This window comes from Microbacterium natoriense (genome assembly GCF_030816295.1).
Lineage (GTDB): Bacteria > Actinomycetota > Actinomycetes > Actinomycetales > Microbacteriaceae > Microbacterium > Microbacterium natoriense_A.
The window spans coordinates 3,443,311-3,469,019 of record NZ_JAUSXV010000001.1 but is presented as its reverse complement, the minus strand read 5'-3'; the positions used below and the strand labels follow the sequence as shown (position 1 = coordinate 3,469,019).

Annotated in this window: 22 protein-coding genes; 13 read left to right on the top strand and 9 right to left on the bottom strand. The window is 69.2% G+C overall.

Going from position 1 to position 25,709, the window contains the following annotated elements; translation table 11 throughout:
* The 6 genes from QFZ53_RS16400 to hrpA form a co-directional block, all read right to left on the bottom strand.
* Complete coding sequence (locus tag QFZ53_RS16400; protein ID WP_292907881.1) at positions 1 to 969, bottom strand: NYN domain-containing protein; 969 nt, start codon at positions 967 to 969, stop codon at positions 1 to 3.
* On the bottom strand, positions 962 to 1,960 hold the full coding sequence (locus QFZ53_RS16395; protein ID WP_307298237.1) for a Gfo/Idh/MocA family protein: 999 nt from the start codon (positions 1,958 to 1,960) through the stop codon (positions 962 to 964). The genes QFZ53_RS16400 and QFZ53_RS16395 overlap by 8 nt, the downstream gene beginning before the upstream one ends.
* A gap of 17 nt (positions 1,961 to 1,977) precedes the next feature.
* On the bottom strand, positions 1,978 to 3,270 hold the full coding sequence (locus QFZ53_RS16390) for an O-acetylhomoserine aminocarboxypropyltransferase/cysteine synthase family protein (protein WP_292907877.1): 1,293 nt from the start codon (positions 3,268 to 3,270) through the stop codon (positions 1,978 to 1,980).
* A gap of 74 nt (positions 3,271 to 3,344) precedes the next feature.
* Entirely contained in the window at positions 3,345 to 3,974 is a 630-nt protein-coding gene (locus tag QFZ53_RS16385) for an alpha/beta fold hydrolase (protein ID WP_307298235.1), read from the bottom strand.
* Between the two features lie 168 nt (positions 3,975 to 4,142).
* A complete protein-coding gene (locus tag QFZ53_RS16380; RefSeq protein ID WP_307298232.1) occupies positions 4,143 to 5,087 on the bottom strand; it encodes a quinone oxidoreductase family protein in 945 nt (314 codons plus the stop codon).
* 131 nt (positions 5,088 to 5,218) lie between these two features.
* On the bottom strand, positions 5,219 to 9,196 hold the full coding sequence (hrpA, locus tag QFZ53_RS16375; RefSeq protein WP_307298230.1) for an ATP-dependent RNA helicase HrpA: 3,978 nt from the start codon (positions 9,194 to 9,196) through the stop codon (positions 5,219 to 5,221).
* Between the two features lie 43 nt (positions 9,197 to 9,239).
* Between hrpA and QFZ53_RS16370 the strand changes: the two genes are divergently transcribed.
* The 4 genes from QFZ53_RS16370 to QFZ53_RS16355 all read left to right on the top strand — a co-directional run bounded on the left by QFZ53_RS16370 (position 9,240) and on the right by QFZ53_RS16355 (position 13,717).
* The gene (locus QFZ53_RS16370; RefSeq protein WP_292907871.1) at positions 9,240 to 10,394 is read left to right on the top strand and encodes a heparan-alpha-glucosaminide N-acetyltransferase domain-containing protein; all 1,155 of its coding nucleotides are present in this window, start codon (positions 9,240 to 9,242) and stop codon (positions 10,392 to 10,394) included.
* Positions 10,391 to 11,227 carry an aldo/keto reductase gene (locus tag QFZ53_RS16365; protein WP_307298227.1) on the top strand — a complete coding sequence of 279 codons (837 nt, stop codon included), beginning with the start codon at positions 10,391 to 10,393 and terminating at the stop codon, positions 11,225 to 11,227. The genes QFZ53_RS16370 and QFZ53_RS16365 overlap by 4 nt, the downstream gene beginning before the upstream one ends.
* A 74-nt stretch (positions 11,228 to 11,301) precedes the next feature.
* Complete coding sequence (msuE, locus tag QFZ53_RS16360; protein ID WP_292907869.1) at positions 11,302 to 11,871, top strand: FMN reductase; 570 nt, start codon at positions 11,302 to 11,304, stop codon at positions 11,869 to 11,871.
* A 46-nt stretch (positions 11,872 to 11,917) separates the two neighbouring features.
* Positions 11,918 to 13,717 carry a thioredoxin domain-containing protein gene (locus QFZ53_RS16355; RefSeq protein ID WP_307298225.1) on the top strand — a complete coding sequence of 600 codons (1,800 nt, stop codon included), beginning with the start codon at positions 11,918 to 11,920 and terminating at the stop codon, positions 13,715 to 13,717.
* A 1-nt stretch (position 13,718) separates the two neighbouring features.
* Here QFZ53_RS16355 and QFZ53_RS16350 read toward each other — a convergent pair whose 3' ends face one another.
* On the bottom strand, positions 13,719 to 13,937 hold the full coding sequence (locus QFZ53_RS16350) for a hypothetical protein (RefSeq protein WP_307298222.1): 219 nt from the start codon (positions 13,935 to 13,937) through the stop codon (positions 13,719 to 13,721).
* A gap of 188 nt (positions 13,938 to 14,125) precedes the next feature.
* On the opposite strand from QFZ53_RS16350, the gene QFZ53_RS16345 reads away from it, so the two are divergent.
* From QFZ53_RS16345 to QFZ53_RS16335, 3 genes are read left to right on the top strand one after another with little or no spacing between them, the layout of a single operon-like run.
* Positions 14,126 to 15,187, top strand: a complete 1,062-nt coding sequence (locus tag QFZ53_RS16345) for a histidinol-phosphate transaminase (protein ID WP_292907866.1) — start codon at positions 14,126 to 14,128, stop codon at positions 15,185 to 15,187.
* A complete protein-coding gene (locus QFZ53_RS16340; RefSeq protein WP_307298219.1) occupies positions 15,184 to 16,575 on the top strand; it encodes an amino acid permease in 1,392 nt (463 codons plus the stop codon). Before QFZ53_RS16345 ends, QFZ53_RS16340 begins: the two co-directional genes overlap by 4 nt.
* Before the next feature lies 1 nt (position 16,576).
* On the top strand, positions 16,577 to 17,065 hold the full coding sequence (locus tag QFZ53_RS16335) for an Lrp/AsnC family transcriptional regulator (protein WP_292907863.1): 489 nt from the start codon (positions 16,577 to 16,579) through the stop codon (positions 17,063 to 17,065).
* 1 nt (position 17,066) lies between these two features.
* On the opposite strand, the gene QFZ53_RS16330 is transcribed toward QFZ53_RS16335, so the two are convergent.
* The gene (locus tag QFZ53_RS16330; protein WP_307298215.1) at positions 17,067 to 18,620 is read right to left on the bottom strand and encodes a dolichyl-phosphate-mannose--protein mannosyltransferase; all 1,554 of its coding nucleotides are present in this window, start codon (positions 18,618 to 18,620) and stop codon (positions 17,067 to 17,069) included.
* Between the two features lie 35 nt (positions 18,621 to 18,655).
* Here QFZ53_RS16330 and rsmI point away from each other — a divergent pair, with 35 nt between their 5' ends.
* The 6 genes from rsmI to QFZ53_RS16300 are packed head-to-tail and all read left to right on the top strand — an operon-like array spanning position 18,656 to position 24,453.
* A complete protein-coding gene (gene rsmI / locus QFZ53_RS16325; protein ID WP_292907859.1) occupies positions 18,656 to 19,477 on the top strand; it encodes a 16S rRNA (cytidine(1402)-2'-O)-methyltransferase in 822 nt (273 codons plus the stop codon).
* Complete coding sequence (locus QFZ53_RS16320) at positions 19,474 to 20,103, top strand: class I SAM-dependent methyltransferase (protein WP_307298211.1); 630 nt, start codon at positions 19,474 to 19,476, stop codon at positions 20,101 to 20,103. Before rsmI ends, QFZ53_RS16320 begins: the two co-directional genes overlap by 4 nt.
* A 17-nt stretch (positions 20,104 to 20,120) precedes the next feature.
* Complete coding sequence (locus QFZ53_RS16315; RefSeq protein WP_307298209.1) at positions 20,121 to 21,632, top strand: molybdopterin-dependent oxidoreductase; 1,512 nt, start codon at positions 20,121 to 20,123, stop codon at positions 21,630 to 21,632.
* 42 nt (positions 21,633 to 21,674) lie between these two features.
* Positions 21,675 to 23,252: a methionine--tRNA ligase gene (gene metG, locus QFZ53_RS16310; RefSeq protein ID WP_292907853.1), complete on the top strand. Its 1,578-nt coding sequence runs from the start codon at positions 21,675 to 21,677 to the stop codon at positions 23,250 to 23,252.
* A gap of 2 nt (positions 23,253 to 23,254) precedes the next feature.
* On the top strand, positions 23,255 to 23,575 hold the full coding sequence (locus QFZ53_RS16305; protein ID WP_307298205.1) for a hypothetical protein: 321 nt from the start codon (positions 23,255 to 23,257) through the stop codon (positions 23,573 to 23,575).
* Positions 23,575 to 24,453 carry a TatD family hydrolase gene (locus tag QFZ53_RS16300; RefSeq protein WP_307298202.1) on the top strand — a complete coding sequence of 293 codons (879 nt, stop codon included), beginning with the start codon at positions 23,575 to 23,577 and terminating at the stop codon, positions 24,451 to 24,453. Before QFZ53_RS16305 ends, QFZ53_RS16300 begins: the two co-directional genes overlap by 1 nt.
* Here the strand turns inward: QFZ53_RS16300 and QFZ53_RS16295 are convergent.
* Positions 24,432 to 25,706, bottom strand: coding sequence for an MFS transporter (locus QFZ53_RS16295; RefSeq protein WP_307298199.1), 1,275 nt, complete (start codon positions 25,704 to 25,706; stop codon positions 24,432 to 24,434). The genes QFZ53_RS16300 and QFZ53_RS16295 overlap by 22 nt on opposite strands.
* Positions 25,707 to 25,709 lie beyond the last annotated feature (3 nt).

Sequence of the window (25,709 nt, the reverse complement as noted above, 5' to 3'; positions counted from 1 at the left end):
TCAGGCGGCGGACTCGCGCAGCTTGACCAGGCGCTCGTGTCCTGTCTCCTCGAGCTCGGCGATGTCGCCTCGCGATTTCAGGAAGTCCGAAAACGAACGGTAGCCGAGGGCCTTCTCGCTGAACGAGGGGTCCATTCGGCGCATGTGCGTCTTGACGGCCGAGCTGTGCAGCCACTCGTCGGCATCGGTCTTGTCGTGGCCCAGGCGCAGAGCGCGCTGCAGAAGTGCCGTGGCTTCGCCCTGCTCATCGAGGGCAGGCGGCACGGCGGAGGCTGCGGCCGTTGCGGCCTTCGTCCGCGACCTGCTCTTCGGGGCGGTCTTCGTCTTGGCGGCGGGTTCGGGCTCCGGCTCGGGGACGATCGCCGGCTCGACGACCGCCACCGGCGGCGCAGCCTTCGTGGGCCGCACCACGCCGGGCAGGGAGTCGTACGACTCGAACTCGTCGCAGGCCGCAGCCAGGGACTTCGCCGTGGAACCGGCGACGCCGACACCGATCACGTAGCGGCCGAGTCGCTTGCAGCGCTGTGCGAGCGGCACGTAATCGCTGTCGCCGGCGACGATCACGACGTGGGTCAGGTCGGGCAGCCGGAACATGTCCTCGACGGCATCGACCGCCAGACGGATGTCGGCGCCGTTCTTCGCGTACGCGGCAGCGGGGAACAGCTGCACCAGGTCGACGGCGCGGGCCACGAGCTGCGAGCGGTACTCGGCGTTCACGGGTGAGGACCAGTCGGCGTAGGCGCGAGTGAGCACGAGTGTGCCGAAGGAGGCCGCGTAGTCGATGATGGCGCCGACTTCGATCATCGCGCCCTTCAGGCGCTCGACGACCTCGGGATCGTTCGGATGCTCCGTGATGCGCTGACGGTCCTTGCCGTAGGAATTGCGGCCGTGGACGCGGTCGTACCAGGAGATGACGATGTTGTCGAAGTCCAGGTAGACGGCGACGCGGGCGTCTGTGGTCTCAGCCATTGTCGGCCTCCTCGCTCGGGTACCGCACGCCGATCTGCGCTCGGATCTCGTCGAGCGTGCCCATGATCGCCACGCTCTCGGCGACCGGCAGCACGTCGGAGTCGAGCGAGCCGTCGGCGACGTAGCGCTCGGCGGCCAGCGCCTGATACTCCATGCCCCGCCCGGCCACCTCGTCGGAGGCGAACTCCTCGACGACCGTGCCGTCCGGCAGGGTCACGCGGAAGGTCGTAGGGGAGTACCACACGCGATCTATGTCGATCCGGGCCTCTGTCCCCACGATGCTCGCGGCGTTCGGGCCCGCTCCTCGAGACGAGGAGAGCGTGGTCGACACTGCGCCTGTGTCATGCGTCATGACCGTGGCCACTTCGGCATCCGCTCCCGTCTCGATCAGACGGCCCACCGCCTTCACTGTTGTGGGGGCGCCGAGGATGTCCCACACGAAAGAGATGGGGTAGATGCCCAGATCGAGCAGGGCGCCGCCGCCGAGTTCGAGCGCGTTCAGGCGATGCTCCGGATCGGAGGGGAGGAGCTGGGTGTGGTCGGCGCTCACCGCGCGGATCTCACCGAGGGTTCCTGCGGCGATGATCTCGCGGATGCGGATCATGTGCGGAAGGTAGCGCGACCACATGGCCTCCATCACGAGCAGACCGCGCTCGGCGCCGAGCCGCTGCAGGTCCTCGGCCTCTGAGCGGTTCAGCGTGAACGCCTTCTCGACGAGCACGTGCTTGCCGGCCTCGAGCGCCAGACGCGCGTTCTCGTGATGCATCGGGTGCGGCGTCGACACGTAGACGATGTCGACGTCCGGGTCGGCGACCAGCGCCTCGTAGGAGGCATGAGCGCGGGGGATCTCGAAGCGCACCGCGAAGGCATCCGCCGATTCCTGTGAGCGCGAGCCGACCGCGACCAGATCACGCCCCGCGGTGCGGAGGTCGGATGCGAACGCGCCGGCGATGCCGCCGGTCGCGAGGATTCCCCAACGAAGACCAGTCATGGTCTCAGCGTAGTTGTTCAGCCGACGGCGAGTGCCTGATCGAGATCGGCGATGATGTCGCGCGGATCTTCCAGACCGGCCGACAGCCGGATCGTGTTCAGGGAGATGCCGGCAGCGGCTCGCTGCTCGGCGTTCAGGTGCGAGTGCGTCATCGAAGCGGGGTGGGCGACGAGGCTGCGCGCGTCGCCGATGTTCGCGACCAGGCGCACGACCTTCAGACTGTCGATGACGCGCGCGACGCGCTGCTGCGTGCCCTCGTCCTCCGCACCCGCCAGATCGAAGGAGAACACCGAAGGGACGCCGCTCGGGAGGTACCGGGTCGCGAGGTCGTGCCAGCGGTTGCCCGCGAGGCCGGGGTGGTTCACATGGGAGACCGACGGATGCTGCGCCAGGAACTGCGCGACGGCGAACGCGGTCGACGACTGGCGCGCCACCCGCAGGTCGAGCGTCTCGATCCCCTGAAGGATCTGCCAGGCGTTGAAGGGCGACAGCGAGGGGCCGAGATCGTGCACGTACTTGGACTTCACCAGCGCCGCGAACGCCTGCCCGATGCCGAAGCGCTCCCACAGCACGAGACCGGGGACCCGCTTGTACTCGGCCGTGAACTGCGGCCAGCGTTCGGGCTGCGCGCCGAAGTCGAAGGTGCCCTGGTCGACGACTACACCGCCGAGCGAGGTGCCGTGACCGGAGAGGAACTTGGTCGCCGAGTGCACGACGAAGTCGGCGCCGTGCTCGCCCGGGCGGACGAGATAGGGAGTGCCGACGGTGTTGTCGATCACGAGGGGGACGCCGGCATCGTGCGCGATGTCGGCGACCAGACGGATGTCGAGCACCTGTGCGACCGGGTTCGCGACCGATTCCGCGAACAGGGCGCGCGTCTCAGGACGGATCGCGGCGCGCCAGGCATCCGCGTCGTCCTGGTCGACGAAGGTCACATCGATCCCGAAGTCGTCGAAGGTGTCCTGGAACAGGTCGACCGTGCCGCCGTAGAGCTGGTTCGCCGCGACGATGTGTCCGCGGACTCCGACGATCGCGAGCAGGGAGACCGCGACGGCGGCCTGGCCGGAGGCCACGGCGACGGCGGAGACACCCCCCTCGAGCGCGGCGACACGCTCCTCGAGCACCTGCTGGGTCGGGCTGGCGTTGCGGCTGTACAGATTGCCGCTCTTGCGCAGAGCGAACAGATCGGCGGCGTCGGCGAGCGAGGCGAACTGGAACGCGGCCGTCTGGTAGATCGGGGGGACGGCGCTGTTCTGCGGCGTCCCGGGGACGTAGCCGGCCTGGATCTGCTGGGTCGCGAACTCGCTCATCAGACCATTGTCGTGACCCCGGCCGGTCCGGCTCGGCGTATGTCGAACTGTTGCGCCCGGGGGAATAGGCGCCGCTACCGGCCGAGGAACTCCGCGACGGTGTCGAGGGCGGCGGCGTGCGCCTCGAGATGCGGGAGGTGCGCGACATCCCCCAACTCCACGAGCTCGGCGCCGGGAACGGCCGCCGCCACCTGCTGGGAGTTGCGGCGGACGTGCGCGAGGTCGAGGTCGCCGACGAGCACGAGCGTCGGCACGGCGATCTCGTCCAGGCGCTTCCAGGCGTCATCCGGCACCAGCTGTTCGCCGGGGTCGGGGGCGTGGAGGGCTATCCCGTTCATCGCCAGGAAGAGCTCTCTGGCGCGAGGCGCTGCGCGCCCAGGGCGATCAGGTCCGTCGAGCCAGACGATCGACTCCAGACGGTTCACCTCTTCGAGATCGCCCGCGGCATCCGCTTCGTCCATCTGCCGGTCGAGCTCGGCCACGATCGGATCGAGCACCGGTGCCGGTGCTCCACCGACTGCCGGTGCGATCAGCACCAGAGCCGCCACCCGATCCGGGTGCGCGAGTGCCAGGTCGATGGCGGTGCGGCCGCCCATCGAGCATCCGATGACGATGGCCCTGTCGATGCCGAGACCGTCCAGCACCCGCAGCAGCGTCCGTGACCGGCGACCATCCGTCCTCGGTCTCGTATGCGGTCTCTCCATAGCCGCGAGCGTCGTATCGGATAGCGCGCATGCCGTCGCCGATGCGGGCGATCAGCGGCTCCCAGGAACTCCGGTCGGTGACGCCGGCGTGGATCATCAGCAGTGCGTCGCCGTCACCGGTCGCGTCGACCACCAGCCGGGCTCGTCCGGAGGGGATGCTGTGGCGGGTCACGGGACGAGGATGATCTTCCCGTCGGCGGCGTGCGACTCCACGAGCTCGTGCGCGCGCCCGGCCTCGGCGAGCGGCAGCTCGGGCCCCAGCTCGATCGTGAAATCCCCCGAGGCGATGAGGGCGATGGTCGCTGGGAGCGCCTCCGCACGCCAGGCGAGCTCCTGCTCGCTGGGGGGCACCGGCGAGCCGCCGGAGAAGGCTCGGATGCCGAAGGATGCCGCATCCGGACCTCGGACGATCGTGGCGATGCGCTCGCGATCAGCGACCAGGGCGAGCGACGTCTCGATCGCCTCGTCGGTACCCGCGCCGTCGAGGGCAACGGTGACGCCGCCGGGGGCGGCTTCGCGCACCCGCTCGAGCAGCCCCTCGCCGTAGGCGATGGGGATCGCGCCGAGTTCGCGGAGCTGCTCGTGCCGGGCGGGGCTCGCGGTGGCGATGACCGTGGCACCCCAGGCGACGGCGAACTGCACGGCGGCCTGGCCGACCGAGCCGGAGCCTGCATGCACGAGCAGGACGTCGCCGGCCTTGACGCCCAGCGACTTCAGGCACTGGTACGCCGTGCCGGCGGGGATGCCGATGCCGGCGCCCTCGGACGCCGTTACGGAGTCGGGAAGAGCCGCGAGGTTCGTGGCCGGTACGGCGAGGTGAGACGCATAGGTGCCCACCGTGTCGCGGATCGCGACCCGATCACCGACGCTGTACGAGTCCACGCCTTCACCGAGCGCCTCGATCACGCCGGCGCCATCGAACCCGACGCGCCGCGGCTCGACGATCGGCGGGGATGGGCGCTTTCCGGCGCGGATCTTCGCGTCGATCGGATTGACTCCGGCCGCCTCGATGCGCACCACGACCTCGCCGGGAGCGGCGAGGGGATCGGGGATCTCGGTCAGGTGCAGGACGTCGGGAGAGCCGATTTCGGTGTAGACGATCGCGCGGGCCATGATGACAAGGCTAATCGCGTTTCGTCTCTGCGTTTCGTCTCTGCGTTTCGTCTCTGCGTTTCGTCTCGCTTCGCTCGCTCAACGACCGGGTTCGTGCTGAACTACCGGTTCGCGCTCAACGACCGGTGTGCTCAACGACCGGCGGGGGCGAGGGCCTTCGTGATCCGCTGAGGTGACACCGGCTGCGCCGTGCCCAGACGCTGGGCGAACACGCTCACCCGGTACTCCTCGAGCAGCCATCGCGTCTCGACGATCGCCGGAGATGCGCCGGCGACGAGCGGGATCGTGCCTCCGGCCTCTTCGTATGCCCTCGCCATCCGCTCGAACTCGCTCATGCGCGTGCGGTCCTTGCCCGGCTCGTTCGCGAGTGTCTTCAGACGATCGATCATGCCGTCGAGGTAGCGGGGGAAGTGCGCCAGTCGGTCGACACCGGCTGCCGAGATGAACCCCGGGTGCAGAAGCCCTGCGAGCTGCGTGCGGATGTCGTTCAGCGGCCCGAGCAGGGCGAGCGAGTTCTGCGACTTGATGCCGCGCTCGACCTCGCGCGATTTCGTGAGGATGCGGGCGACCAGGGAGACGCAGGCGAAGAGCTCGTCGACCAGCGTGGCCGAGACGGCATCCCGCGCCTGCTCGAAAGCGGCCTGGGTCCGGATAATGGAGCTGGGTCCCTGAGCCTGTCGAAGGGCGAGAGACCGCTGGACGACTGCCCGACGGCAGTCCTCGAGAAGCGCGGCCGCATTCTGATAGGGAGAAGCCGCGAGCGCGAGCTTCTCCTGGCTGGTCAAATGCTCCTGCACATACGAGGTGGGCGACGGCACGTTCAGCAGCACGAGCCGCAGAACGCCGTCACGGCTCGCCGCCGCCGCAGCATCCGCCGTAGCCTCGACGCGCACCGAGACGCTCTTGACGTCGTCGACGACCGCCGGATAGCCGCGCACCACGCCGCCGGCGACCCGCGTGTCGAGCACCTCGGGGAGATCGCCGAACGTCCAGGCGGTGAGGCCGGAGCGTTCGATGGACGCGGTGGACGCCACGGCGAGGGCAATGCGTTTCGTCTCGCTGCGCTCGCTCAACGACCGGTTCTTGTCCAGAGACCGCGCCACGCTCGACCGAGCCCGGTCGGAGAGCCGTGCCTGGAGCTCGCCGAGGTCTCGACCGGCGCCGGCCACGCGCCCGCGCTCGTCGACGGCGCGGAAGTTCATGCGCAGGTGGGCGGGCACCCGTTCGTCGTCGAAGTCGCTCGCGGCGACGAGCTGATTCGCGAGCGGCTGGATGAGCTTCGCCAGCGCCTCCTTGAGCGTGCGCGGTGGTGTGCCGCCGTGCGACTCCGGGCCCTCGCCGGCAAGCGCCTCGCCGAACTTCTCGGCCCAGTCGGCCGCCGGCACGACATGGCGCCGGATCGCCTTCGGCAGGGCGCGTAGGAGGCCTGTGATGAGCTCGGCCCGGAGCCCCGGCACCTGCCAATCGAATCCTCGGTCCTCGATCTGGGCGAGCAGGGCCAACGGCACGACGACGCTGACTCCGTCATCCGCCGCACCCGGCTCGAAGCGGTAGGCGAGTCCGAGCACCTGGTCGCCCTGCGTCCACCTGGTGGGGAATTCGCTCTGATCGGCGCGCTCGTCATCGTCGACGAGGTCGCTCTCGCGCATCACGAGCAGCTTCGGCGTGGCCGTCAGCGCCTCGCGCCACCATTTCTCGAAGGAGCGGACGTCGAACACCTCGGCTGGGATGCGCTCATCGTAGAAGCGGAAGACCGCTTCGTCGCCGGCAAGGATGTCGCGACGGCGCTCGCGCTCCTCGAGCTTCTCGAGTCTCTTGCGCAGCTCGGCGTTGCTGCGCCAGAACGCGCTGACCCTCTTGTCGATGCGGGACGGATCCCATTCGCCTTCGACCAGTGCGTGCCGCAGGAACAGCTCGCGGGAAGCCGCCCGATCGATGCGCGCGAACTGCACGCGGCGGCGGGGGATGATCTCCACTCCGAACAGGGTCACCTTCTCATAGGCGACCGCGGCTCCTGCGTCCTTCGACCAGTGCGGCTCGGTGACCTGCCGCTTGGCGAGGTCGCCCGCGAGAGACTCCGCCCATGCAGGGTCGATCGCGGCGACCGTCCGCGCGAAAGTGCGCGAGGTCTCGACGATCTCGGCTGCCATCACCGCCTGCGGGCTCTTCTTGCGGAGTCCTGAACCGGGGAAGATCGAGAAGCGGATGCCGCGGGCTCCCCGGTACTCGGCGATCCTGCGCTTCGCGTCCTTGGGCGGCGTCTTGCTCTGCCCTCTGGCGGGCGCGCTGCGCTCGTCGAGGATGCCGATCTGCGACAGCAGTCCCGACAGGAGCGCCCGGTGAATCGCGTCAGGATCCACCGCACCGGTCGTTCTGGGATTCTTCACGAGGCTCTGCAGCTGGCGGTGAACGTCGAACCACTCCCGCACGCGGACGTAGTTCAGGTGCTCGCTGCGGCACATGCGCCGGAAGGCGCTGGAGCCGAGCTCCTTCTGCTGTTCGCGCAGGTGGTTCCACAGGTTGAGCAGCGTGAGGAAGTCGCTCGTCGGATCGACGAAACGGGCGTGCATCCGGTCGGCCTCGTCGCGCACGCCCTGCGGGGCCTCGGCGGAGGGGCGCTCGCGGACGTCCTGGATCGAGAGTCCGGCGACGATGGGCAGCACGTCTCTGAGAACAGGGGCCGCTGAGCCTGTCGACGAGCGAGACGCCTCGACGATCATCCGTGCGAATCGCGGGTCCATCGGCATTCGCGCGATGTCGCGCCCGATGCGGGTGAGCCGATGCGCCGGCGTGCCTGATACCGCCGAAGCGTCGCTCGTCACCGCGCCGAGCTCGCCGAGCAGGTCGAGGGCGGCCTTCACGCCGCGCGAGTCGGGGGGAGTGAGGAACGGGAACTCCGTGATGTCACCGAAGCCGAGCGACAGCATCTGCAGCACGACCGAGGCGAGCGAGGTGCGCAGGATCTCGGGCTCGGTGAACTCGGGGCGCCCTGCGAAATCGTCTTCGCCGTACAGACGGATCGCGATTCCGTCGCTGGTTCGACCCGCTCGACCGGAACGCTGATTCGCCGAGGCCTGCGACACGGGCTCGATCGGCAGGCGCTGCACTTTGGAGCGGTTGCTGTAGCGCGAGATGCGGGCGGTGCCGGTGTCGATCACGTACTTGATGCCCGGCACCGTGAGGCTCGTCTCGGCGACGTTCGTCGCGAGGACGACCCGACGGCGGAGGCCGGCGACCGCAGAGCGCTCGAACACCCTGTGCTGTTCGGCGGCGGAGAGCCGGCCGTACAGCGGCAGCACCTCGACGGGCGCGGTGTGCGAACGATACGCGCCACGCACGGCGTCCGCCGCGTCGCGGATCTCGGCCTCACCAGGAAGGAAGACCAGTACGTCGCCCGCCGCTTCGCGATCGAGCTCCTGCAGGGCCTTCACGATCGCGGTCACCTCGTCGCCCGGTTCCTGATCGCCGCCCCGCGACGGGCTCAGAGATGCTGTCGACTCGTCATCGACCAACGGGCGGTATCTGATCTCGACGGGGTACGTGCGTCCGGAGACTTCGATGACGGGGGCGGGCCGTCCCGTCGAGTCCGCGAAGTGCTTCGCGAAGCTCTCCGGGTCGATCGTGGCCGACGTGATGATGAGCTTGAGGTCCGGCCGCTCCGGCAGGATGCGAACGAGGTAGCCGAGCAGGAAGTCGACGTTCAGCGAGCGCTCGTGCGCCTCGTCGATGATGATCGTGTCGTAGCGGCGGAGCAGCCTGTCGCGGTGGATCTCGTTCAACAGGATGCCGTCGGTCATCAGCGCCACACGGGTCTCGTCGGAGACCTGGTCGGTGAAGCGCACCTTGTAGCCGACGAGACCGCCCAGATCGACCTGCAGCTCCTCGGCCACGCGCTCGGCGATCGTGCGGGCGGCGAGCCGGCGGGGCTGGGTGTGCGCGATCCGCTCGCGTCCGAGGTCGAGGCAGATCTTCGGCAGCTGCGTCGTCTTGCCGGAGCCGGTCGCGCCGGCGACGATCACGACCTGGTTGTCGCGGATCGCGTCGGCGATCTCTTCCCTGGCTGCGCTGACGGGCAGCTCAGGGGGATAGGTGATCACGGGAGAAGACATAGCCCTCCATCGTATGCCGGGATCGAGCACATACGATCGTCGGATGACGAGAGCGCTGCACTGGTTCCGCGAGTTCGGACGTCCCCCGCGGATCCTGGGGCTGGATGTCGCCCGTGGCCTCGCGATCCTCGGCATGGCGGGAGCTCACATCGGGGAGACGGGGTCGTTCGACCCGTTCGACCCGTCGACGTGGTCGTCGCTCGTGCACGGGCGCTCGTCGATCCTGTTCGCGGTGCTCGCAGGCGTCTCGATCGCGCTGATGACCGGACGCAGCGACCTGCCGGACCCTGCGCGAATCCCGAGCCTGCGGCTGAACCTCGTCGGACGCGGAGCCGTGATCTTCGTGATCGGACTCGTCCTGGAGATGTTCGGCACGCCGATCGCGGTGATCCTCACGCTGTACGGTCTGCTCTACGTCGCGGTGATCCCGTTCCTCCGCTGGCGTCCGTCGTCTCTGCTTCTCGCGGCGGCCGTGCTGGCGGTCGCAGGACCGCCGCTGCTCGCGCTCGTGACGGCGCTGACGCTGCACCCTTACGGAGCCGGGATCGGTTTCGTGCTCTACGGCTCGTATCCCATCACCGTGTGGATGGCGTTCGTGCTGGGTGGCATGGCACTCGGGCGCCTGCGCGTCGAACAGGCCGAGACCGCGGCGATCGCACTCGGTGCGGGCGTCGGACTCACGGTCATCGGATACGGCCTGGGGGCGGTGGGGATGGTCGCCGGGATCGGCACGCCCCAGGGCGCCGGCGGGTCGGGAGAGGGCGGCTGGGGTGCGTATCCGCAGGCGCTGGCAGATGCCGATCCGCTCGGGGCCGTGCTCGCCTCGGTCTTCGCGGTCGACCCGCATACAGGCGGCGTCGCCGAGATCCTCGGCTCCGGGGGCTTCGCGCTCGTGGTGATCTCGCTGTGCCTGCTGCTCGCCCGACCTCTGCGCTGGATGCTGCTTCCGCTCGGCGCCCTGGGCTCCATGCCTCTGTCGGCATACAGTCTGCACGTCGTCTCCGTCGCGCTCATCAGCGGCCCCGGCGGCTTCGTCCAGAGCAACGCCTTCTGGGCGCTGACGGCGCTCGCACTCATCGTCTTCGCGACCGCGTGGTCGGTGTTCGTGGGCCGCGGCCCTCTGGAGAGGCTGGTCGGTGCAGCGGCCCGCGCGATGGCGAGCCCACCCCGGACGACCGGTCATAGGCTGGACTCATGACGATTCCTGCACTCGAACTGAACGACGGCCATTCCATCCCGCAGCTCGGCTACGGCGTCTTCAAGGTGCCGGCCGACGAGACCGAGCAGGCCGTGAGCCAGGCTCTCGAGATCGGCTACCGCCACATCGACACCGCTGCCATCTACGGCAACGAGGAGGGTGTGGGTGCGGCGATCGCGGCATCCGGCATCCCTCGCGACGAGCTGTTCATCACCACGAAGCTGTGGAACGATCGGCACCACGGCGACGAGCCGAACGCTGCGATCGCCGAGAGCCTCGAGAAGCTCGGCCTCGAGCAGGTCGACCTCTACCTCGTGCACTGGCCGACCCCGGCGAAGGACGACTACGTGCACGCGTTCTCGAAGCTCATCGAGATCCGCGATGCGGGCCTCACCCGCAGCATCGGCGTCTCGAACTTCCTCGTCCCGCATCTCGAGCGCATCGTCGCCGAGACGGGTGTCACTCCCGCGGTCGATCAGATCGAGCTGCACCCGGCGTACCAGCAGCGCGATGTCGTGGACTGGGCATCCGATCACGGGGTCCGCATCGAGTCCTGGGGTCCGCTCGGGCAGGGCAAGTACGACCTGTTCGACACCCCCGCGGTGGCTGATGCCGCAGCAGCTCACGAGGTCACGCCTGCCCAGGCGGTGCTTCGCTGGCACCTGCAGAAGGGGAACATCGTCTTCCCCAAGTCGGTGCGTCCCGAGCGCCTGCGCGAGAACCTCGACGTGTTCGGTTTCGAGCTGACCGACGCGGAGATCGCGGCGATCGACGCCCTCGATCCTCTCGACGGAACCGGCCGCGTCGGTTCGCACCCGGACGACGTGAACTGACGTAATGATTCCTCCGATGACGCCCCGTGTCGCTCCCCGCGACGCGGGGCGTCGCCGGGAGTAGCTTCATCGACATGACAGCTGCCTACCGTGTCGTCGCCGTGTCCGGTTCGCTTCACGAGCCGAGCAAGACCACCGCGCTCATCCGCGCCATCGGCGCGGCGATCGCCGAGCGCGCCGAGATCGAGTTCGAACTGATCGAGCTCACCGACATCGGGCCGGCGCTGGCCGGAGCCCTCCGCCGCGACCAGCTTCCGCTTCAGGTCGAGGAGAAGATCGTCGCGATCGAGCAGGCGGATCTGCTGATCGTGGGCAGCCCGGTCTACCGGGCATCGTTCACCGGGCTGTTCAAGCACCTCTTCGACTTCGTCGGGCAGTACGAGCTCGTCGGCAAGCCCGTGCTACTGGCGGCGACGGGCGGCGGCGAACGTCACGCGCTCATCATCGAGCACCAGTTGCGGCCGCTGTTCGCCTTCTTCCAGGCGCTCACCCTCCCGCTGGGCGTGTACGCGAGCGACACCGACTTCGCCGGCTACGTGATCGAGTCGGAGGTGCTGCGATCGCGCATCGCCTTGGCTGCCGAACGAGCGCTGCCGCTCGTCGGGTACGCGGCGACCAGACCGGTGGAGCTCCTCGCCGGCTGAGGTGCACAGAGCCGGCTGAGCCTCGCACAGGCGTAGCGTTGCAGAGGTGACGAACCGACTGGCAGACACGCTCAGCCCGTACCTGCGGGCGCACGCCGAGAATCCCGTCGACTGGTATCCGTGGGGGCCCGAAGCCTTCGCCGAGGCGCAGCGGCGCGACGTTCCGCTGTTGATCTCGATCGGCTACTCGACCTGCCACTGGTGCCACGTGATGGCGAGGGAGTCCTTCTCGGACCCTGCGATCGCGGCCCTGATCGACGAGGGCTTCGTCGCGATCAAGGTCGATCGGGAGGAGCATCCCGACGTCGACGGCGCCTACATGGCCGCGGCATCCGCCTTCACCCAGAACCTGGGCTGGCCGCTGACCGTGTTCGCGACTCCGCGAGGACGCACCTTCTACGCCGGCACCTACTGGCCGCCCGAGGCTCGCCCGCCGATGCCGGCGTTCCGCGACGTGCTCGCGGCGGTGCGTGAAGCCTGGACGCTGCGGCGGGCGCAGGCGGAGGAGTCTGCGGATGCCGTCGCCGACGCTCTCGCCCGCGCGGCGCAGTCCGTACCAGCCGACCTGCCCGACACCGCCGATCTCGCGACCGCGGCCACCGCGATCGCCGGTCGGGAGGACCGCATCCACGGCGGCTTCGGCGGCGCCCCGAAGTTCCCGGTGGCGACGGTGCTCGGCTTCCTCCTGAGCCCGCTGGTGCGACGTGACGTCCCGGACGCATCGGCGGCGGGCGTCCGTGCGTTCAACGCGATGGCCGCGTCCGCATTGCGTGACGAAGACGGCGGCTTCTTCCGGTACGCGACGCAGAGCGACTGGACGGTGCCGCACTACGAGCGGATGCTGACGGACAACGCCCAGCTGCTCGACATCGCACTCGAGGTGGGGGACGACGCGGTGGCGCGAGGCGTCGTCGACTTCCTCATCGCCACCCTTCGTCGTCCCGGTGGCGGCTTCGGAGCCGCACAGGATTCGGAGTCCTGGATCGACGGGCGCCGCGACGAGGGCGGCTACTACCTGCGCGCCGCCACGGCGCGAGCAGGTCTCCAGCCGCCCGAGGTCGACGGAAAGATCATCACGGGCTGGAACGGGCTCGCGATCGGCGCTCTCGCCCGCGCCGGCACGCGACTCGGCGATCCGTCGCTCGTGTCGGCCGCTGCGGAGGCCGCGGAGGCCGTGCTCCGGCAGAATCGCGATCAGGACGGCAGGCTCGTGCGTGCGTCGCTCGACGGGGTCGCATCGACGGCATCGGCGACGGCATCCGATCTCGCTCTTCTCGCAGACGGCCTGTTCGCGCTCGCCGCAGCCAGCGGTGACGCGTCGTGGGCCGTGACCGGGCGCGCTGTGCTCGACGAATCGCTTTCCGGGGTGGGCGGCGATCCGTTGCTGTCGGAACAGGGCATCGCGACGGCCCCCGACCAGACCGACGGCGATCTGCCCTCTGACGCCGCCTCCGTCGCCATGGCCGCACTGTCGGCCTGGCGACTCGGGGCGGGGGAGCACTACCGGGATTCGGCCGTCGTGATCGTGCGCTCGCTCTCGAAGAGCGCGCGGGAGCAGCCGTTCGCGCACGGCAGCCTGCTGCGGGTGGCCGCCGCTCTCAACGAGGCTCCACGGCAGGTGGTCGCGGTCACCGCTGCACGTGACGGCGATCTCGCGGCGGCTGCGCGGGCAGCTGATGCGGACGTGATCGCCGTGGTGACGCCGACGCAGGCTGCGGAGTTCGCAGACGCCGGATTCGAGCTGTTCGACGCACGGGCCGACGTGGCGGAGAGGGTGTACGACTGCCGCGGTTTCGTGTGCCGCCTGCCGGTGAGCGAGCCCGCCGAGGTGATCGCGGCGCGCTGACTCAGCCGGCGTTGCGAGGATGCCGCTTCGCGGCGCGCTCGTTGCCACGACGGTAGTTCCCCGTGACTCTCGCCATGAGCAGTTGAGGGTCGCCCTGCTCGACCTCGATCAGGAACTGGGCGGCGCGGGCTCCGCGCAGCACGGTCGCGGCCTTCCCGTGGTGGCGGATGACGACGTCGCCCGCGCGCAGCACGTAGTCGAATCCGGCCGGGTTTCCCATGAGGTGATCGTATCCTCTCGCGAGGGTGTGCAGTCTGCTCAGCGGATTGCACGGAAGCGCCGTGCGGATGCGCGCCATGCGCAGTGATGAGTGAACCGTTTGCCCAGTCGCCCGCATCCGTTCTAGTGTTGCGCGACAGCGGTCGACGACGACCGACCGATCGGATCTCAGCAAGGACGCTCTGACGAATGACTCTTCCCTCCCGCGCCGGACTCGATGCGGTACCCGCATACCGTCAGGGTCGCTCGGCTCCGGCCGGCGCCTCCAAGCTCTCGTCGAACGAATCCCCGCATCCGCCGCTGGCCTCCGTGCGGGAAGCGGTGCAAGACGCCTTGGGCAGCATCAACCGCTACCCGGACATGAGTGCCGCAGCGCTGCGCACGCGGCTCGCCGAGCGCTACGGGATCGACCCTCGACTGGTGACCGTCGGCGCCGGCTCGGTGGAACTCGCGGCGCAGCTCATCCACGCGGTGGCCGGCGAGGGCGATGAGGTCATGTTCGCGTGGCGGTCGTTCGAGGCCTACCCGTCGCTCGTGCGCATCGCAGGCGCGACCCCGATCGCCGTGCCGCTGAATGCCGAGCATGCCCACGACCTCGACGGGATGCTCGCCGCGATCACGCCGCGCACCCGTGCGATCTTCGTGTGCAATCCGAACAACCCCACCGGCACAGTCGTGAGCGCAGCAGAGCTCGAGCGCTTCGTCTCAGCCGTGCCGCACGACATCCTCGTCGTGATCGACGAGGCATACGTGCACTTCGACCGGACCGACAGCTACGGAGCGGGCATCGAACTCTTCCGACAGCATCCGCACGTCGCGGTGCTGCACACCTTCTCGAAGGCCTACGGGCTCGCCGGCCTTCGCATCGGCTACGCGATCTCGCCTCTCGAGGTCGCCGAGAACCAGCGCAAGGTCGCTGTGCCGTTCGGTGTGAGCGACCTCGCGCAGGCAGCGGCCCGCGCGTCGCTGGATGCCGAGGATGAACTCGCCGCGCGGATCCATGAGGTCGTGACCCAGCGCGACCGACTGCGCGCTCTGCTCGCCGACGCCGGCTGGCCCGCGATCGCTTCGCAGGCGAACTTCGTGTGGGTGCCCGCGGGGGAGCGCACCGAGGAACTCGAGGCGCTGCTCCGCGAGGGCGGGGTGATCACGCGCGTCTTCCCGGGCGAAGGCGTGCGCATCTCTTCCGGCAGCATCGAAGACATCGACCGCGTGGCAGCCACGCTCGTTCGCACGGAGGCGATCGCATGACCGAGGTTCCCACCACGACGACCACGACCAAGGGCCTGCACCCGGGTCTCACTCGCCGGCAGATATCCATGATGGGCCTCGGCGGAGCGATCGGCGCCGGTCTCTTCGTCGGCTCCGGACAGGCGATCAGCATCGCCGGCCCCGCCGTGCTCGTCTCCTATCTCGTCGCCGGCGGCATCGTCGTTCTGGTGATGGCCATGCTCGCCGAGATGGTCGCCGCCCGTCCCAGCTCGGGCGCCTTCAGCTCTTATGCGCAGAAGGCCATGGGGCGCAGCGCGGGCAGCGCGGTCGGCTGGCTGTACTGGATACAGCTCGTGGTCGTGATCGCGGCCGAGGCTACCGGCGCAGGAGGCATCGTCGCAGGATGGGTTCCCGCGATCCCGGCCTGGGTCTGGGTGCTGGTCTTCGTGGCCGCGCTCACCGCCGTGAACCTGTTCGGCGTACGCAACTACGGACGCTTCGAGTTCTGGTTCGCGGCGATCAAGGTGGCTGCCATCATCGCCTTCCTGATCGTCGGCGTGTGCGCGATCCTCGGCCTCGTCCCCGGCGTCCCCGCCACTGGCGTCGGCAACGTGGTCGCACACGACGGTTTCGCACCGAACGGGATGACCGGCGTCGCCGCGGCACTGCTGATCGTCGTGTTCGCCTTCGGAGGCACCGAGGTCGTCGCGATCGCGGCCGCCGAATCCGACGACCCCTCGCGAAACATCCGCAGGATCGTCCGCGAGGTGCTCGTGCGCATCCTCATCTTCTACGTCGGCTCGATCTTCGTGATCGTCGCCGTGCTCCCCTGGAACGATCCTGCCGTCAAGGCTGGACCGTTCTCGGCCGTGCTCGACACCCTGAACGTCCCCGGCGTCGGGCTCGTGATGGATCTCATCGTCGTGATCGCCCTGCTCTCGGCGATGAACGCGAACATCTACGGCGCCTCTCGGATGGCCTACTCGCTCGGCGAGCGCGGCCTCGCGCCGCTCGCCGCGACCCGCACCACCGTCAACGGCGTGCCGTTCGTCGCGGTGCTGGCCTCGGTGGTCTTCGGGTTCGTGACCGTCGCGCTGAACTGGGCGTTCCCGGACACCGTGCTGCCGGCGCTCCTCAACGTCGTCGGCTCGACGCTGCTCGTGATCTGGACGTCGACCGCGGTGTCGCAGATCATCCTCCGTCGTCGTGCCGACCGGTCGGGCGAGGTGATGCCGATGCGCATGTGGGGATTCCCGTGGCTGTCGTGGCTGTGCCTGGTGCTGCTGGCGGGCGTCATCGCCCTCACCATGATCGATCCGGCGGCCCGCATCCAGCTGCTCCTGACGATCGGACTGACGGCCCTGCTCCTGATCGTCGCCCGTCTCACACGCGCGGTGGCGCGGCCCGGAGTCGTCAGGGAGCCGTGACGTGCAGATCGATCGACTCGACGCCGCACTGATCCGTTTGCTCACCGAGGAACCGCAGCTGCCGATCCTGGAGTGCGCGCGCCGACTCGGCATCGCTCGCGGCACCGCGACCAGCCGGCTCGCGCGTCTGCACGAGGGCGGCGTGATCGATGCGATCGTTCCCCGCATCGAGCCCGGCGGGTTCGGGTACGGGCTCGTGGCGTTCTGCCTGGTCGAGATCGATCAGAAGGTGGGACACGACGAGGTCGCGGCGGCGCTCGCGGACGCGGTGCCCGAGATCGTCGACATGCACACCGTCACCGGGGCGAGCGACATGCAGCTGCGGCTCGTGGCGCGAGACGCCGTGCAGCTGCAGGACGTGCTCGATCGGGTGGCCGTCGTGCCCGGCGTCGCGCGCACGGCGTCATCCATCGCGATGCGCACGCATCTCTCGGGGCGTGTGCTGCCCTTGGTCGCGCACGTCGCCGAGGCCGAGGCCGAGAAGAGCTAGCTCACACCCAGCCCGGCAGCCAGTTGTGCAGCAGCCAGAAGTCGTAGGGCACGCTCATGCCGGTCCACACCGGATAGAAGAACGCAGACACGAGCACGGCGAAAACGAGGAAGACCGTGACCGTGCGCTCGCCGGCCTGGCGCCGGTACAGGGGATCGTCCCGTCGGCCGGCGATCACTCGCAGCGTCATCGCGAGGCCGAGCACGAGGAACGGCATCATCGCCACGGTGTAGAACTGGAAGATCGTGCGCTCGGGGAACATCAGCCACGGCACGTAGGTCGCCGCCAGGCCGATGAGCGGGAACGTGAGGGCTGGCTCGATCGGGCGCTTCTGGATCCAGGCCCGCACCAGGCGGTAGAGGAGATACACGGATGCCGCGACGGCCGCGTACCAGATCAGGGGATTCGGGATGCTGCTGATCACGGCGATGCAGTGATCCGTGCCGCAGCCCGCCGGATCGCTGCCGACCCACACGGCCGTCGGGCGCAGCAGGAACGGCCACTCCCAGGCGGGGCTCGCGTAAGGGTGGCCGCTGCTGAGGCCGACGTGGAAGTTCAGGATGGCCTGGTGATACCGGAACAGCGAGATGAAGGGGTTCGGGTCGAGGTCGCGGTTGTAGCCGCCCGCGGTGACGAGCCAGCCCGTCCAGCTCGCGAGGTAGACGGCGAACGCGGGGACGACCAGCAGCACGAACGACACCGGTCCCTGACGGAATGCCGCCGCTGTGGGCCACAGGACGACCCCCGCACGGCGGCGGGCGAGAGCATCCGTCACCACGACGTACAGTCCGAAGGCCGCCAGCACGTACAGGCCGGACCACTTCACGGCGCACGCCGCGCCGAGAGCGAGGCCGGCCGCGACGAGCCATGGGCGGCGCCAGAGCACGCGCCCCCACATCGGCTCGGGCTCGTCCTCATCGGGTCTCTCCAGCAGCGGGATCGTGCGTGCTCTGTCGTGCAGGATGAACAGCACGCCGAGCATGATGAAGAAGGTGAGGATGCCGTCGAGCAGGGCGATGCGGCTCAGCACGATGCTGAGGCCGTCGATCGCGAGGAGACCGCCGGCGACGGTCGCGACGACGACGGAGCCGGTGAGCTTGCGAGCGATGAGATACGTGAGCAGCACCGTGCCGGTGCCGAGGAGGGCGGTCGCGAGGCGCCAGCCGACGCTGTTGTCGGGTCCGCCGAGAGCCATTCCCAGAGCGATCAGCCATTTGCCCAGCGGCGGGTGCACGATGAACGAGCCCTTGGGGTCGAGGGGGAGCTGCTGCAGGGTGATGAACGCCTCGTTCGCGTTCTCGCCCCAGGTGCCCTCGTAGCCGAGCGTCCACAGCGACCAGGCGTCCTTCACGTAATACGTCTCGTCGAAGGCGAGTTGGTGAGGATGGCCGAGATTGACCAGGCGCAGCACCGCCGCCACCAGGGTGACGACGAGGGGCGCGAACCATGCGATCATCCGTCCCCAGTCGGGGGTGCGCAGGATGCTGTCGCGCAGCTGCCCGTAGCGTGTGAGGCGCTCGTCGGGGGGTGGCAGCAGAGGGGCAGGTTCAGTCACCGCTACAGCCTAGACAACGCGCATAGGCTGAGCGTGTGATCATTCTCGCCGCCACGCCCATCGGAAATCTCGGCGACGCCTCTCGGCGGCTGATCGAGGTGCTCGAGAACGCCGAGGTCGTGGTCGCGGAGGACACGCGAACGACCGGGCGGCTCCTGCAGGCCCTGAAGATCGAGAACCGACCGCGGCTGATCGCGCTGCACGACCACAACGAGAAGCAGAAGTCGGGAGAGCTCGCGGCTCTGGCTCTGGAGTCGGACGTGGTCGTCGTCAGCGACGCGGGGATGCCCGCGATCAGCGACCCCGGGTACGGGCTGGTCGCCGAAGCCGTCGCCCAGGGCGTCACGGTCACAGCGATCCCGGGCCCGAGCGCGGTGCTGATGGCCCTCGCGATCTCGGGGCTGCCCACCGACCGTTTCACCTTCGAGGGATTCCTGCCGCGCAAGCCGGGGGAGCGGCGCTCGACGCTGCGTGCCCTCGCGGCCGAGCCGCGCACGATGGTGTTCTTCGAGTCGCCGTCGCGGCTCGCGTCCTCGCTCGTCGACATGGGCGCGGCCTTCGGCGACGAACGCCGGATCGCGGTGTGCCGGGAGCTGACGAAATTCTACGAAGAGGTGCGCCGGGGGACCGCCGCAGAGCTCGCGGCGTGGGCCGCCGATGGAGTGAAGGGCGAGATCGTCGTCGTCGTTGAGGGGGCGGCCGCCCGAGTCGCCTCGGCGGACGACGCGCTCACCCAGGTGCAGGCTCTCGTGGCCTCCGGCATCCGCTTGAAGGACGCCGCCGCCGAAGTCGCCGGGCTCACCGGGCTGTCCTCCCGCGACCTGTACCAGTCCGCGCTCGCCGCCCGGAAGTCATGATCTCTTCAGACTCGAGCATCGCAGCCGCGTACGGCGGCAGAGCGGCCGAGTACATCGAGATCGCCGGCGCTCTGGAGCAGATGGACGAAAGGGACGTCGCCGCGGTCGTGCGCTGGCGGGATGAGACGACCGGTCCTCTGCTGGATGCCGGATGCGGGCCCGGGCAGTGGACGGCGCTCCTCGCAGAGGACGGGCGGGACGCGCGCGGGATCGACCTGACGGAGAGCTTCGTGGCCTTCGCGCGCTCGACGTACCCCGGGCTCCCGTTCGAGGTGGGATCCTTCCGCCGGATCCCTGTGCCGACAGCATCTCTCGGCGGCATCCTCTCGTGGTACTCGCTGATCCACACTCCGCCCGCCGAGGTGCACGACGTCCTCTCCGAGTTCGCACGCGCTCTCGCACCGGGCGGCGGTCTTCTGATCGGATTCTTCGAGGGGGAGCCGCGCGAGCCCTTCGCGCATGCCGTGGCCCCGGCGTACTACTGGAACCAGGAGACGCTCGGGGAGCTGCTGGTGGATGCCGGCTTCGTTGTCACGGGCGGCGAACGCCGTGCCCGTGAGCCCGGCGAGATCAGCGCGCGACCGCACGCCTCCGTGACCGCCGTCATCCCTCGATCGGCGGGCTGAGCGCGTACCCTCGGACCATGGTGCGGGAGCGAGTGCGTACAGGACCGAGGCCGGGCGTCCTCGGCGTCGTGTCGGTGCTGCTCGGCACGGGGCTCGGTGAGGTCGTCGCGGCTTTCCTGCTGCCGTCCGCCAGTCCCTTCGCGGCCGTCGGCGGAGCGCTGATCGACATCGCCCCCAGCTGGGCGAAGGACACCGCGATCGCGTGGTTCGGCACCGGCGACAAGGCGGCGCTGCTCGTGGGAATCGCCGTGGTCCTCCTGGCAGTGGCGTTCGCAGCCGGGATGCTGGAGCGACGCCGGCCGCCGCTGGGTGCAGTGGCCTTCGCAGCGCTCGGCGTCGTCGGCGCGGTGATCGCCGTCGTCCGCTCGGACCGAGCGCTGCTCGCCGCGATCCCAGCGCTCCTCGCGAGCGGCGTGGCGGCGCTGACGGTTCGCGGGCTCATCTCGCTCAGCGAGCGCGAGGAGGAGCCGGAGCGGCGGAGGTTCCTGGTCTGGACGGCCGTGGCGACGGCATCCGGCCTGCTCGCGCTCGCCGTATCGAACGTCGCCCGCACCGCCTCGCAGAGCGTGGAGACGATTCGCAGCGCGCTCCGCCTGCCGAAGCCGGCGACGGCCGCGCCGCAGGTGCCGCAGGCCGCCGAGCTGGGCATCCCGGGGCTCGCGCCCGTGGTCACGCCCAACGCCGACTTCTACCGCATCGACACCGCGCTGATCGTCCCGCAGGTGGATCCGGCCGACTGGAGTCTGCGCGTGCACGGCATGGTCGACCGCGAGGTCGTGCTCACCTGGGATGATCTGCTCGCATCGCCCCTGCAGGAGGCTGACGTGACGCTCGCATGCGTGTCGAACACCGTCGGCGGCGATCTGATCGGCAACGCCCGCTGGCTCGGGCTGCCGGTGCGGGACGTGCTCACTCGCGCCGGTGTGCATGCGGATGCCGACATGGTGCTCTCGACATCGATCGACGGGTTCACAGCATCCACTCCGCTCGAGGCTCTCACCGACGAGCGCGACTCGCTGCTTGCGGTCGGCATGAACGGCGAGCCGCTCCCCGTCGAGCACGGCTTCCCGGTGCGGCTCGTGGTGCCAGGACTCTACGGCTACGTGTCGGCCACGAAGTGGGTGACCGAACTCGAGGTCACCCGGTTCGATCGCGCCACCGCGTACTGGACCACTCGCGGCTGGTCGGAGCGGGGGCCGATCAAACTGCAGTCGCGTATCGACGTGCCGCGCGGTTCCGTCGACGCCGGCGAGGTGGTGATCGCCGGGATGGCCTGGCAGCAGCACGTCGGCGTCGACGGCGTCGAGGTGCGCATCGACGGCGGCGAGTGGCAGCGGGCGACCCTGGCTGCGGCGATCTCCGACGACACCTGGGTGCAGTGGCACCTCGCCTGGACGGCCGAGAGCGGTTCGCATGAGATCGAATGCCGCGCGATCGGCGCCGACGCGGTCACCCAGACAGATGCTGCAGCGCCGCCTGCTCCGGACGGCGCGACGGGGTGGCACCGCATCACCATCGCAGTGCGCTGACCCGGCGTAACCCGCTTCGGCATCCCACCTAGAATTGACCCCATGCCCGCAGGCGAATCCTTCTACATCACCACGCCCATCTACTACCCCTCCGATGTGCCTCACATCGGCCACGGGTACACCTCGGTGGCGGTCGACGCGCTCGCGCGCTGGCATCGTCAGAGCGGCGACGACACCTGGATGCTGACGGGCACCGACGAGCACGGCCAGAAGATGCTCCGCGCCGCAGCGGCGAACAACGTCACGCCGCAGGAGTGGGTCGACAAGCTCGTCACCGAGGCGTGGTTCCCGCTGCTGAAGACCCTCGATGTCGCGAACGACGACTTCATCCGCACCACGCAGGAGCGGCATGAGGAGCGCGTGAAGAAGTTCGTCCAGGCCATCTACGACCGCGGCTACATCTACGCGGGCGAGTACGAGGCGCTCTACTGCGTGGGCTGCGAGGAGTTCAAGCCCGAGTCGGAGATCCTCGACGGAACGGGGCCCTTCGAGGGCCTGAAGGTCTGCGCGATCCACTCCAAGCCGCTCGAGCTGCTGCAGGAGAAGAACTACTTCTTCAAGCTCAGCGAGTTCCAGGACCGCCTGCTCGAGCTCTACAAGACCGAGCCCGACTTCGTGCGCCCGGAGTCCGCGCGCAACGAGGTCGTCTCGTTCGTGCGGCAGGGGCTGAAGGACCTGTCGATCTCGCGTTCCGCATTCGACTGGGGCATCGAGGTGCCGTGGGACAGCTCGCACGTCATCTACGTGTGGGTCGATGCGTTGCTCAACTACGCCACGGCAGTCGGCTACGGCGAGGACGAGGAGACCTTCGCCCGCCGATGGCCCGCGTATCACGTGGTCGGCAAGGACATCCTGCGCTTCCACGCCGTCATCTGGCCGGCGATGCTGATGGCCGCAGGTCTCGACGTGCCCAAGGGCGTGTTCGCGCACGGCTGGTTGCTCGTCGGCGGCGAGAAGATGTCGAAGTCGAAGCTCACCGGCATCGCGCCGACCGAGATCACCGATGTCTTCGGCTCCGACGCCTACCGCTTCTACTTCCTCTCGGCGATCGCGTTCGGCCAGGACGGCTCGTTCTCGTGGGAGGATCTGTCGGCCCGCTACCAGGCCGAGCTCGCCAACGGGTTCGGTAACCTCGCATCGCGCACGACGGCGATGATCGAGAAGTACTTCGAGGGCATCGTGCCGCCCGCGGCCGAGTACACCGAGAAGGACCTCGAGATCCAGCGGATCGTGGCGGACGCGGCGAAGAACGCGGATGCCGCGATCGAGCAGTTCCGCATCGACGAGGCCATCAAGGAGATCTGGACGATCGTCGACGCCCTGAACGGGTACATCACCGACAACGAGCCGTGGGCGCTCGCCCGCGACGAGGAGCAGCGGGGGCGTCTCGGCACAGTGCTGTACACGTGCGCCGAGGGCCTGCGGGCACTCGCCGTGCTGCTGTCGCCGGTGATGCCGCAGTCGACCGAGAAGCTCTGGGTCGCGCTGGGCGCCGCCGAATCGATCGGTCGTCTGCAGGACCAGCCGCTCCGCGAGGCTGGCGCGTGGGGCGTGCTGCGCCCCGGCACCAGCGTCAACGGCCTCGCGCCGCTGTTCCCGCGGGTCGAGCAGGGGGTCTGAGCATGAGTTCCGAAGCCCGCCAGTCCGCAGAGGTCCCCGGTTCGCCGCAGGACGTCGCCGCCAAAGTCGAGCAGGCGCTGCTCGCCGAGAAGTGCACGATCACCCAGCGGTTCCCCGAGGCGCTCGCGGTGAACTTCACGACGCGCAAGACGATGCTCTCCTGGGAGCTCGAGGGGCAGATCGTGGTCTCTCCGGGCGCCGCAGGCAGCCGCATCGACCTGGTCCTCAACACGCACCACAACCGTCCGGTCGCGCTCATGGACGGCGCGAAGAACGCCAAGAGCGCCAAGAAGCTCATGGAGAAGATCACGGCGTCGCTCTGATGGTCGAGACCTATGTGCGGGAGCGCTCGGGCGACGGGCGCAAGGACTTGAAGTATCCGCCGGCACCCGATCCGCTCGCCGTCGCGGTCTATGACAACCACGCGCACCTGGAGATCCTCGACGGCGATGAGCCGCTGTCGCTGAGCGAGCAGCTCGACCGGGCGCAGGCCGTCGGCATCGCGGGCGTCATCCAGGCATCCGGCGACATCGAGTCGTCGCGCTGGGCCGTCGAGGCCGCGGCATCCGATCCCCGGGTGCTCGCCGCCGTGGCGATCCATCCGAACGACGCGCCGACGTATGCCGAGCAGGGAATGCTCGACGAGGCGATCAGGGTGATCGACGAACTCGCTGCTCACCCGCGCACACGGGCGGTCGGGGAGACCGGCCTGGACTTCTTCCGCACCGAACCGGAGCGCCGCGCGCCGCAGTTCGAGTCCTTCGAGGCGCACATCGCGCTGGCGAAGAAGCACGGCATCGCGATGCAGATCCACGACCGCGACGCCCACGATGCGGTCCTCGAGACGCTCAGCCGCGTCGGCGCCCCCGAGAAGACGGTGTTCCACTGCTACTCGGGCGACGACGCGATGGCGCGGGTCTGCGCGGATGCCGGCTACCACCTGTCGTTCGCGGGCAACGTCACGTTCAAGAACGCGCAGAACCTGCGCGATGCGCTCGCGGTGACGCCGCTCGATCGCGTCCTCGTGGAGACCGACGCTCCGTTCCTCACACCGACGCCGCTGCGCGGTCGCCCGAATGCGCCCTACCTCGTGCCGATCACGGTGCGGTTCATGGCCGCAGAACTGAATCTCGACGTCGACGAGCTGTGCGCACAGCTCGCAGAGAACACCCTGCGGGTCTACGGCTCCTTCACCGACTGATCCGGATCTTCGACCGGCCGGGCGCTCACGATCTGTGAGATCGGGCGCCACACGAGCACGAGCGTGAGCGCCGCTCCGACGAAGGCGAACCACCACGGCGCGGTGAGACCCCAGATCTCGGCGATCACACCGCCGAGAGCCTGGCCGATCACCATGCCGCCGAACACCCCCACCATGTTCACGGACGACACGCGACCTTGCAGCTCGTGCGGCACCAGCCTTTGCCGAACGGTCGTCGAGATCGTGCCCCAGACGAAGGCGTAGGCGCCGAACACGAACATGATCACGAGCGCGACCCAGCCGACCGTCGTGAGGGCGAACGCGAGGTGCATGAGCACCTCGAGAGACAGGACGACGCGCATGAGGGTCGCGAACGACACGTGGCGTTCGAGCCAGCCGAAGCTCACGGTCGCGAGCAGACCTCCGGCCGCGGACGCCGTGGTGAGGGCGCCGTAGCCGATGGCCCCCATGTGCAGGTGCTCTGTCGCGTAGAGCACGAGCACGCCCCACGGCGCTGCCCAGGTCACGTTGAACACGAGGATGATGAGCACCAGCATCCGTACCGGTGGATTGCGCCAGAGCCAGCGCAGACCCTCGGCGATGTCGGTGTGCACGTGCGACTTCTCGGTCGCTGAGCCCGTTGAAGCGCGCGGTGGCACCGGCGTGCGCGCCATGCGCGAGATCAGCACCACGGCCAGCGCGACGCAGACGACTTCGAGCAGGAACGGCCACGCGGTGCCTGCGGCGAACAGAAACGCCCCGAGCGGGGGACCGGCGAACTGGTTCGCGACGAGATAGCCCGCCTGCAGCCGCGCGTTGCCGATGCCGAGATCCGCGGGCTTCACGATCATCGGCAGCAGCGTGCTGCCCGCCGTGTCGACGAACACCTCGGCCGTGCCGTACAGGAACGCGGTGGCCAGCACGATCCCGATGTTCGCGGTGCCGGTGAACAGGAACACGCACAGCGCCAGCAGCACGACGGCACGCGCTCCGTTCGCGAGCATCACGAGCCGTCGTCGGTCGAAGCGATCGGCGATGGCGCCCGCGTGCAGCCCGAAGACCAGCCAGGGCAGGAACTGCAGGATGGCGCCCGCGGCCACGAGGATCGGCGACGACGTCATGGATGCGATCAACAACGGCGCCGCGGCCAGAGCGACCCCGTCGCCGACGTTGCTGGTCCACGATGACGCGAGCAGCCACCGGAAATCGGCGCCCATGCGTCGAGGCGCGATCAGGTCACCGAGGGAGGGCATCCC

Coding starts and splice junctions, on each gene's coding strand:
- metG (WP_292907853.1), top strand. CDS start 21,675: ATGCCCGCAGGCGAATCCTTCTACATCACCACGCCCATCTACTACCCC.
- QFZ53_RS16365 (WP_307298227.1), top strand. CDS start 10,391: ATGACGATTCCTGCACTCGAACTGAACGACGGCCATTCCATCCCGCAG.
- QFZ53_RS16300 (WP_307298202.1), top strand. CDS start 23,575: ATGGTCGAGACCTATGTGCGGGAGCGCTCGGGCGACGGGCGCAAGGAC.
- QFZ53_RS16370 (WP_292907871.1), top strand. CDS start 9,240: ATGACGAGAGCGCTGCACTGGTTCCGCGAGTTCGGACGTCCCCCGCGG.
- msuE (WP_292907869.1), top strand. CDS start 11,302: ATGACAGCTGCCTACCGTGTCGTCGCCGTGTCCGGTTCGCTTCACGAG.
- QFZ53_RS16385 (WP_307298235.1), bottom strand. CDS start 3,974: ATGGAGAGACCGCATACGAGACCGAGGACGGATGGTCGCCGGTCACGG.
- QFZ53_RS16315 (WP_307298209.1), top strand. CDS start 20,121: ATGGTGCGGGAGCGAGTGCGTACAGGACCGAGGCCGGGCGTCCTCGGC.
- QFZ53_RS16380 (WP_307298232.1), bottom strand. CDS start 5,087: ATGGCCCGCGCGATCGTCTACACCGAAATCGGCTCTCCCGACGTCCTG.
- QFZ53_RS16295 (WP_307298199.1), bottom strand. CDS start 25,706: ATGCCCTCCCTCGGTGACCTGATCGCGCCTCGACGCATGGGCGCCGAT.
- QFZ53_RS16390 (WP_292907877.1), bottom strand. CDS start 3,270: ATGAGCGAGTTCGCGACCCAGCAGATCCAGGCCGGCTACGTCCCCGGG.
- QFZ53_RS16320 (WP_307298211.1), top strand. CDS start 19,474: ATGATCTCTTCAGACTCGAGCATCGCAGCCGCGTACGGCGGCAGAGCG.
- QFZ53_RS16340 (WP_307298219.1), top strand. CDS start 15,184: ATGACCGAGGTTCCCACCACGACGACCACGACCAAGGGCCTGCACCCG.
- QFZ53_RS16400 (WP_292907881.1), bottom strand. CDS start 969: ATGGCTGAGACCACAGACGCCCGCGTCGCCGTCTACCTGGACTTCGAC.
- QFZ53_RS16395 (WP_307298237.1), bottom strand. CDS start 1,960: ATGACTGGTCTTCGTTGGGGAATCCTCGCGACCGGCGGCATCGCCGGC.
- hrpA (WP_307298230.1), bottom strand. CDS start 9,196: ATGTCTTCTCCCGTGATCACCTATCCCCCTGAGCTGCCCGTCAGCGCA.
- QFZ53_RS16305 (WP_307298205.1), top strand. CDS start 23,255: ATGAGTTCCGAAGCCCGCCAGTCCGCAGAGGTCCCCGGTTCGCCGCAG.
- QFZ53_RS16350 (WP_307298222.1), bottom strand. CDS start 13,937: ATGGGAAACCCGGCCGGATTCGACTACGTGCTGCGCGCGGGCGACGTC.
- QFZ53_RS16345 (WP_292907866.1), top strand. CDS start 14,126: ATGACTCTTCCCTCCCGCGCCGGACTCGATGCGGTACCCGCATACCGT.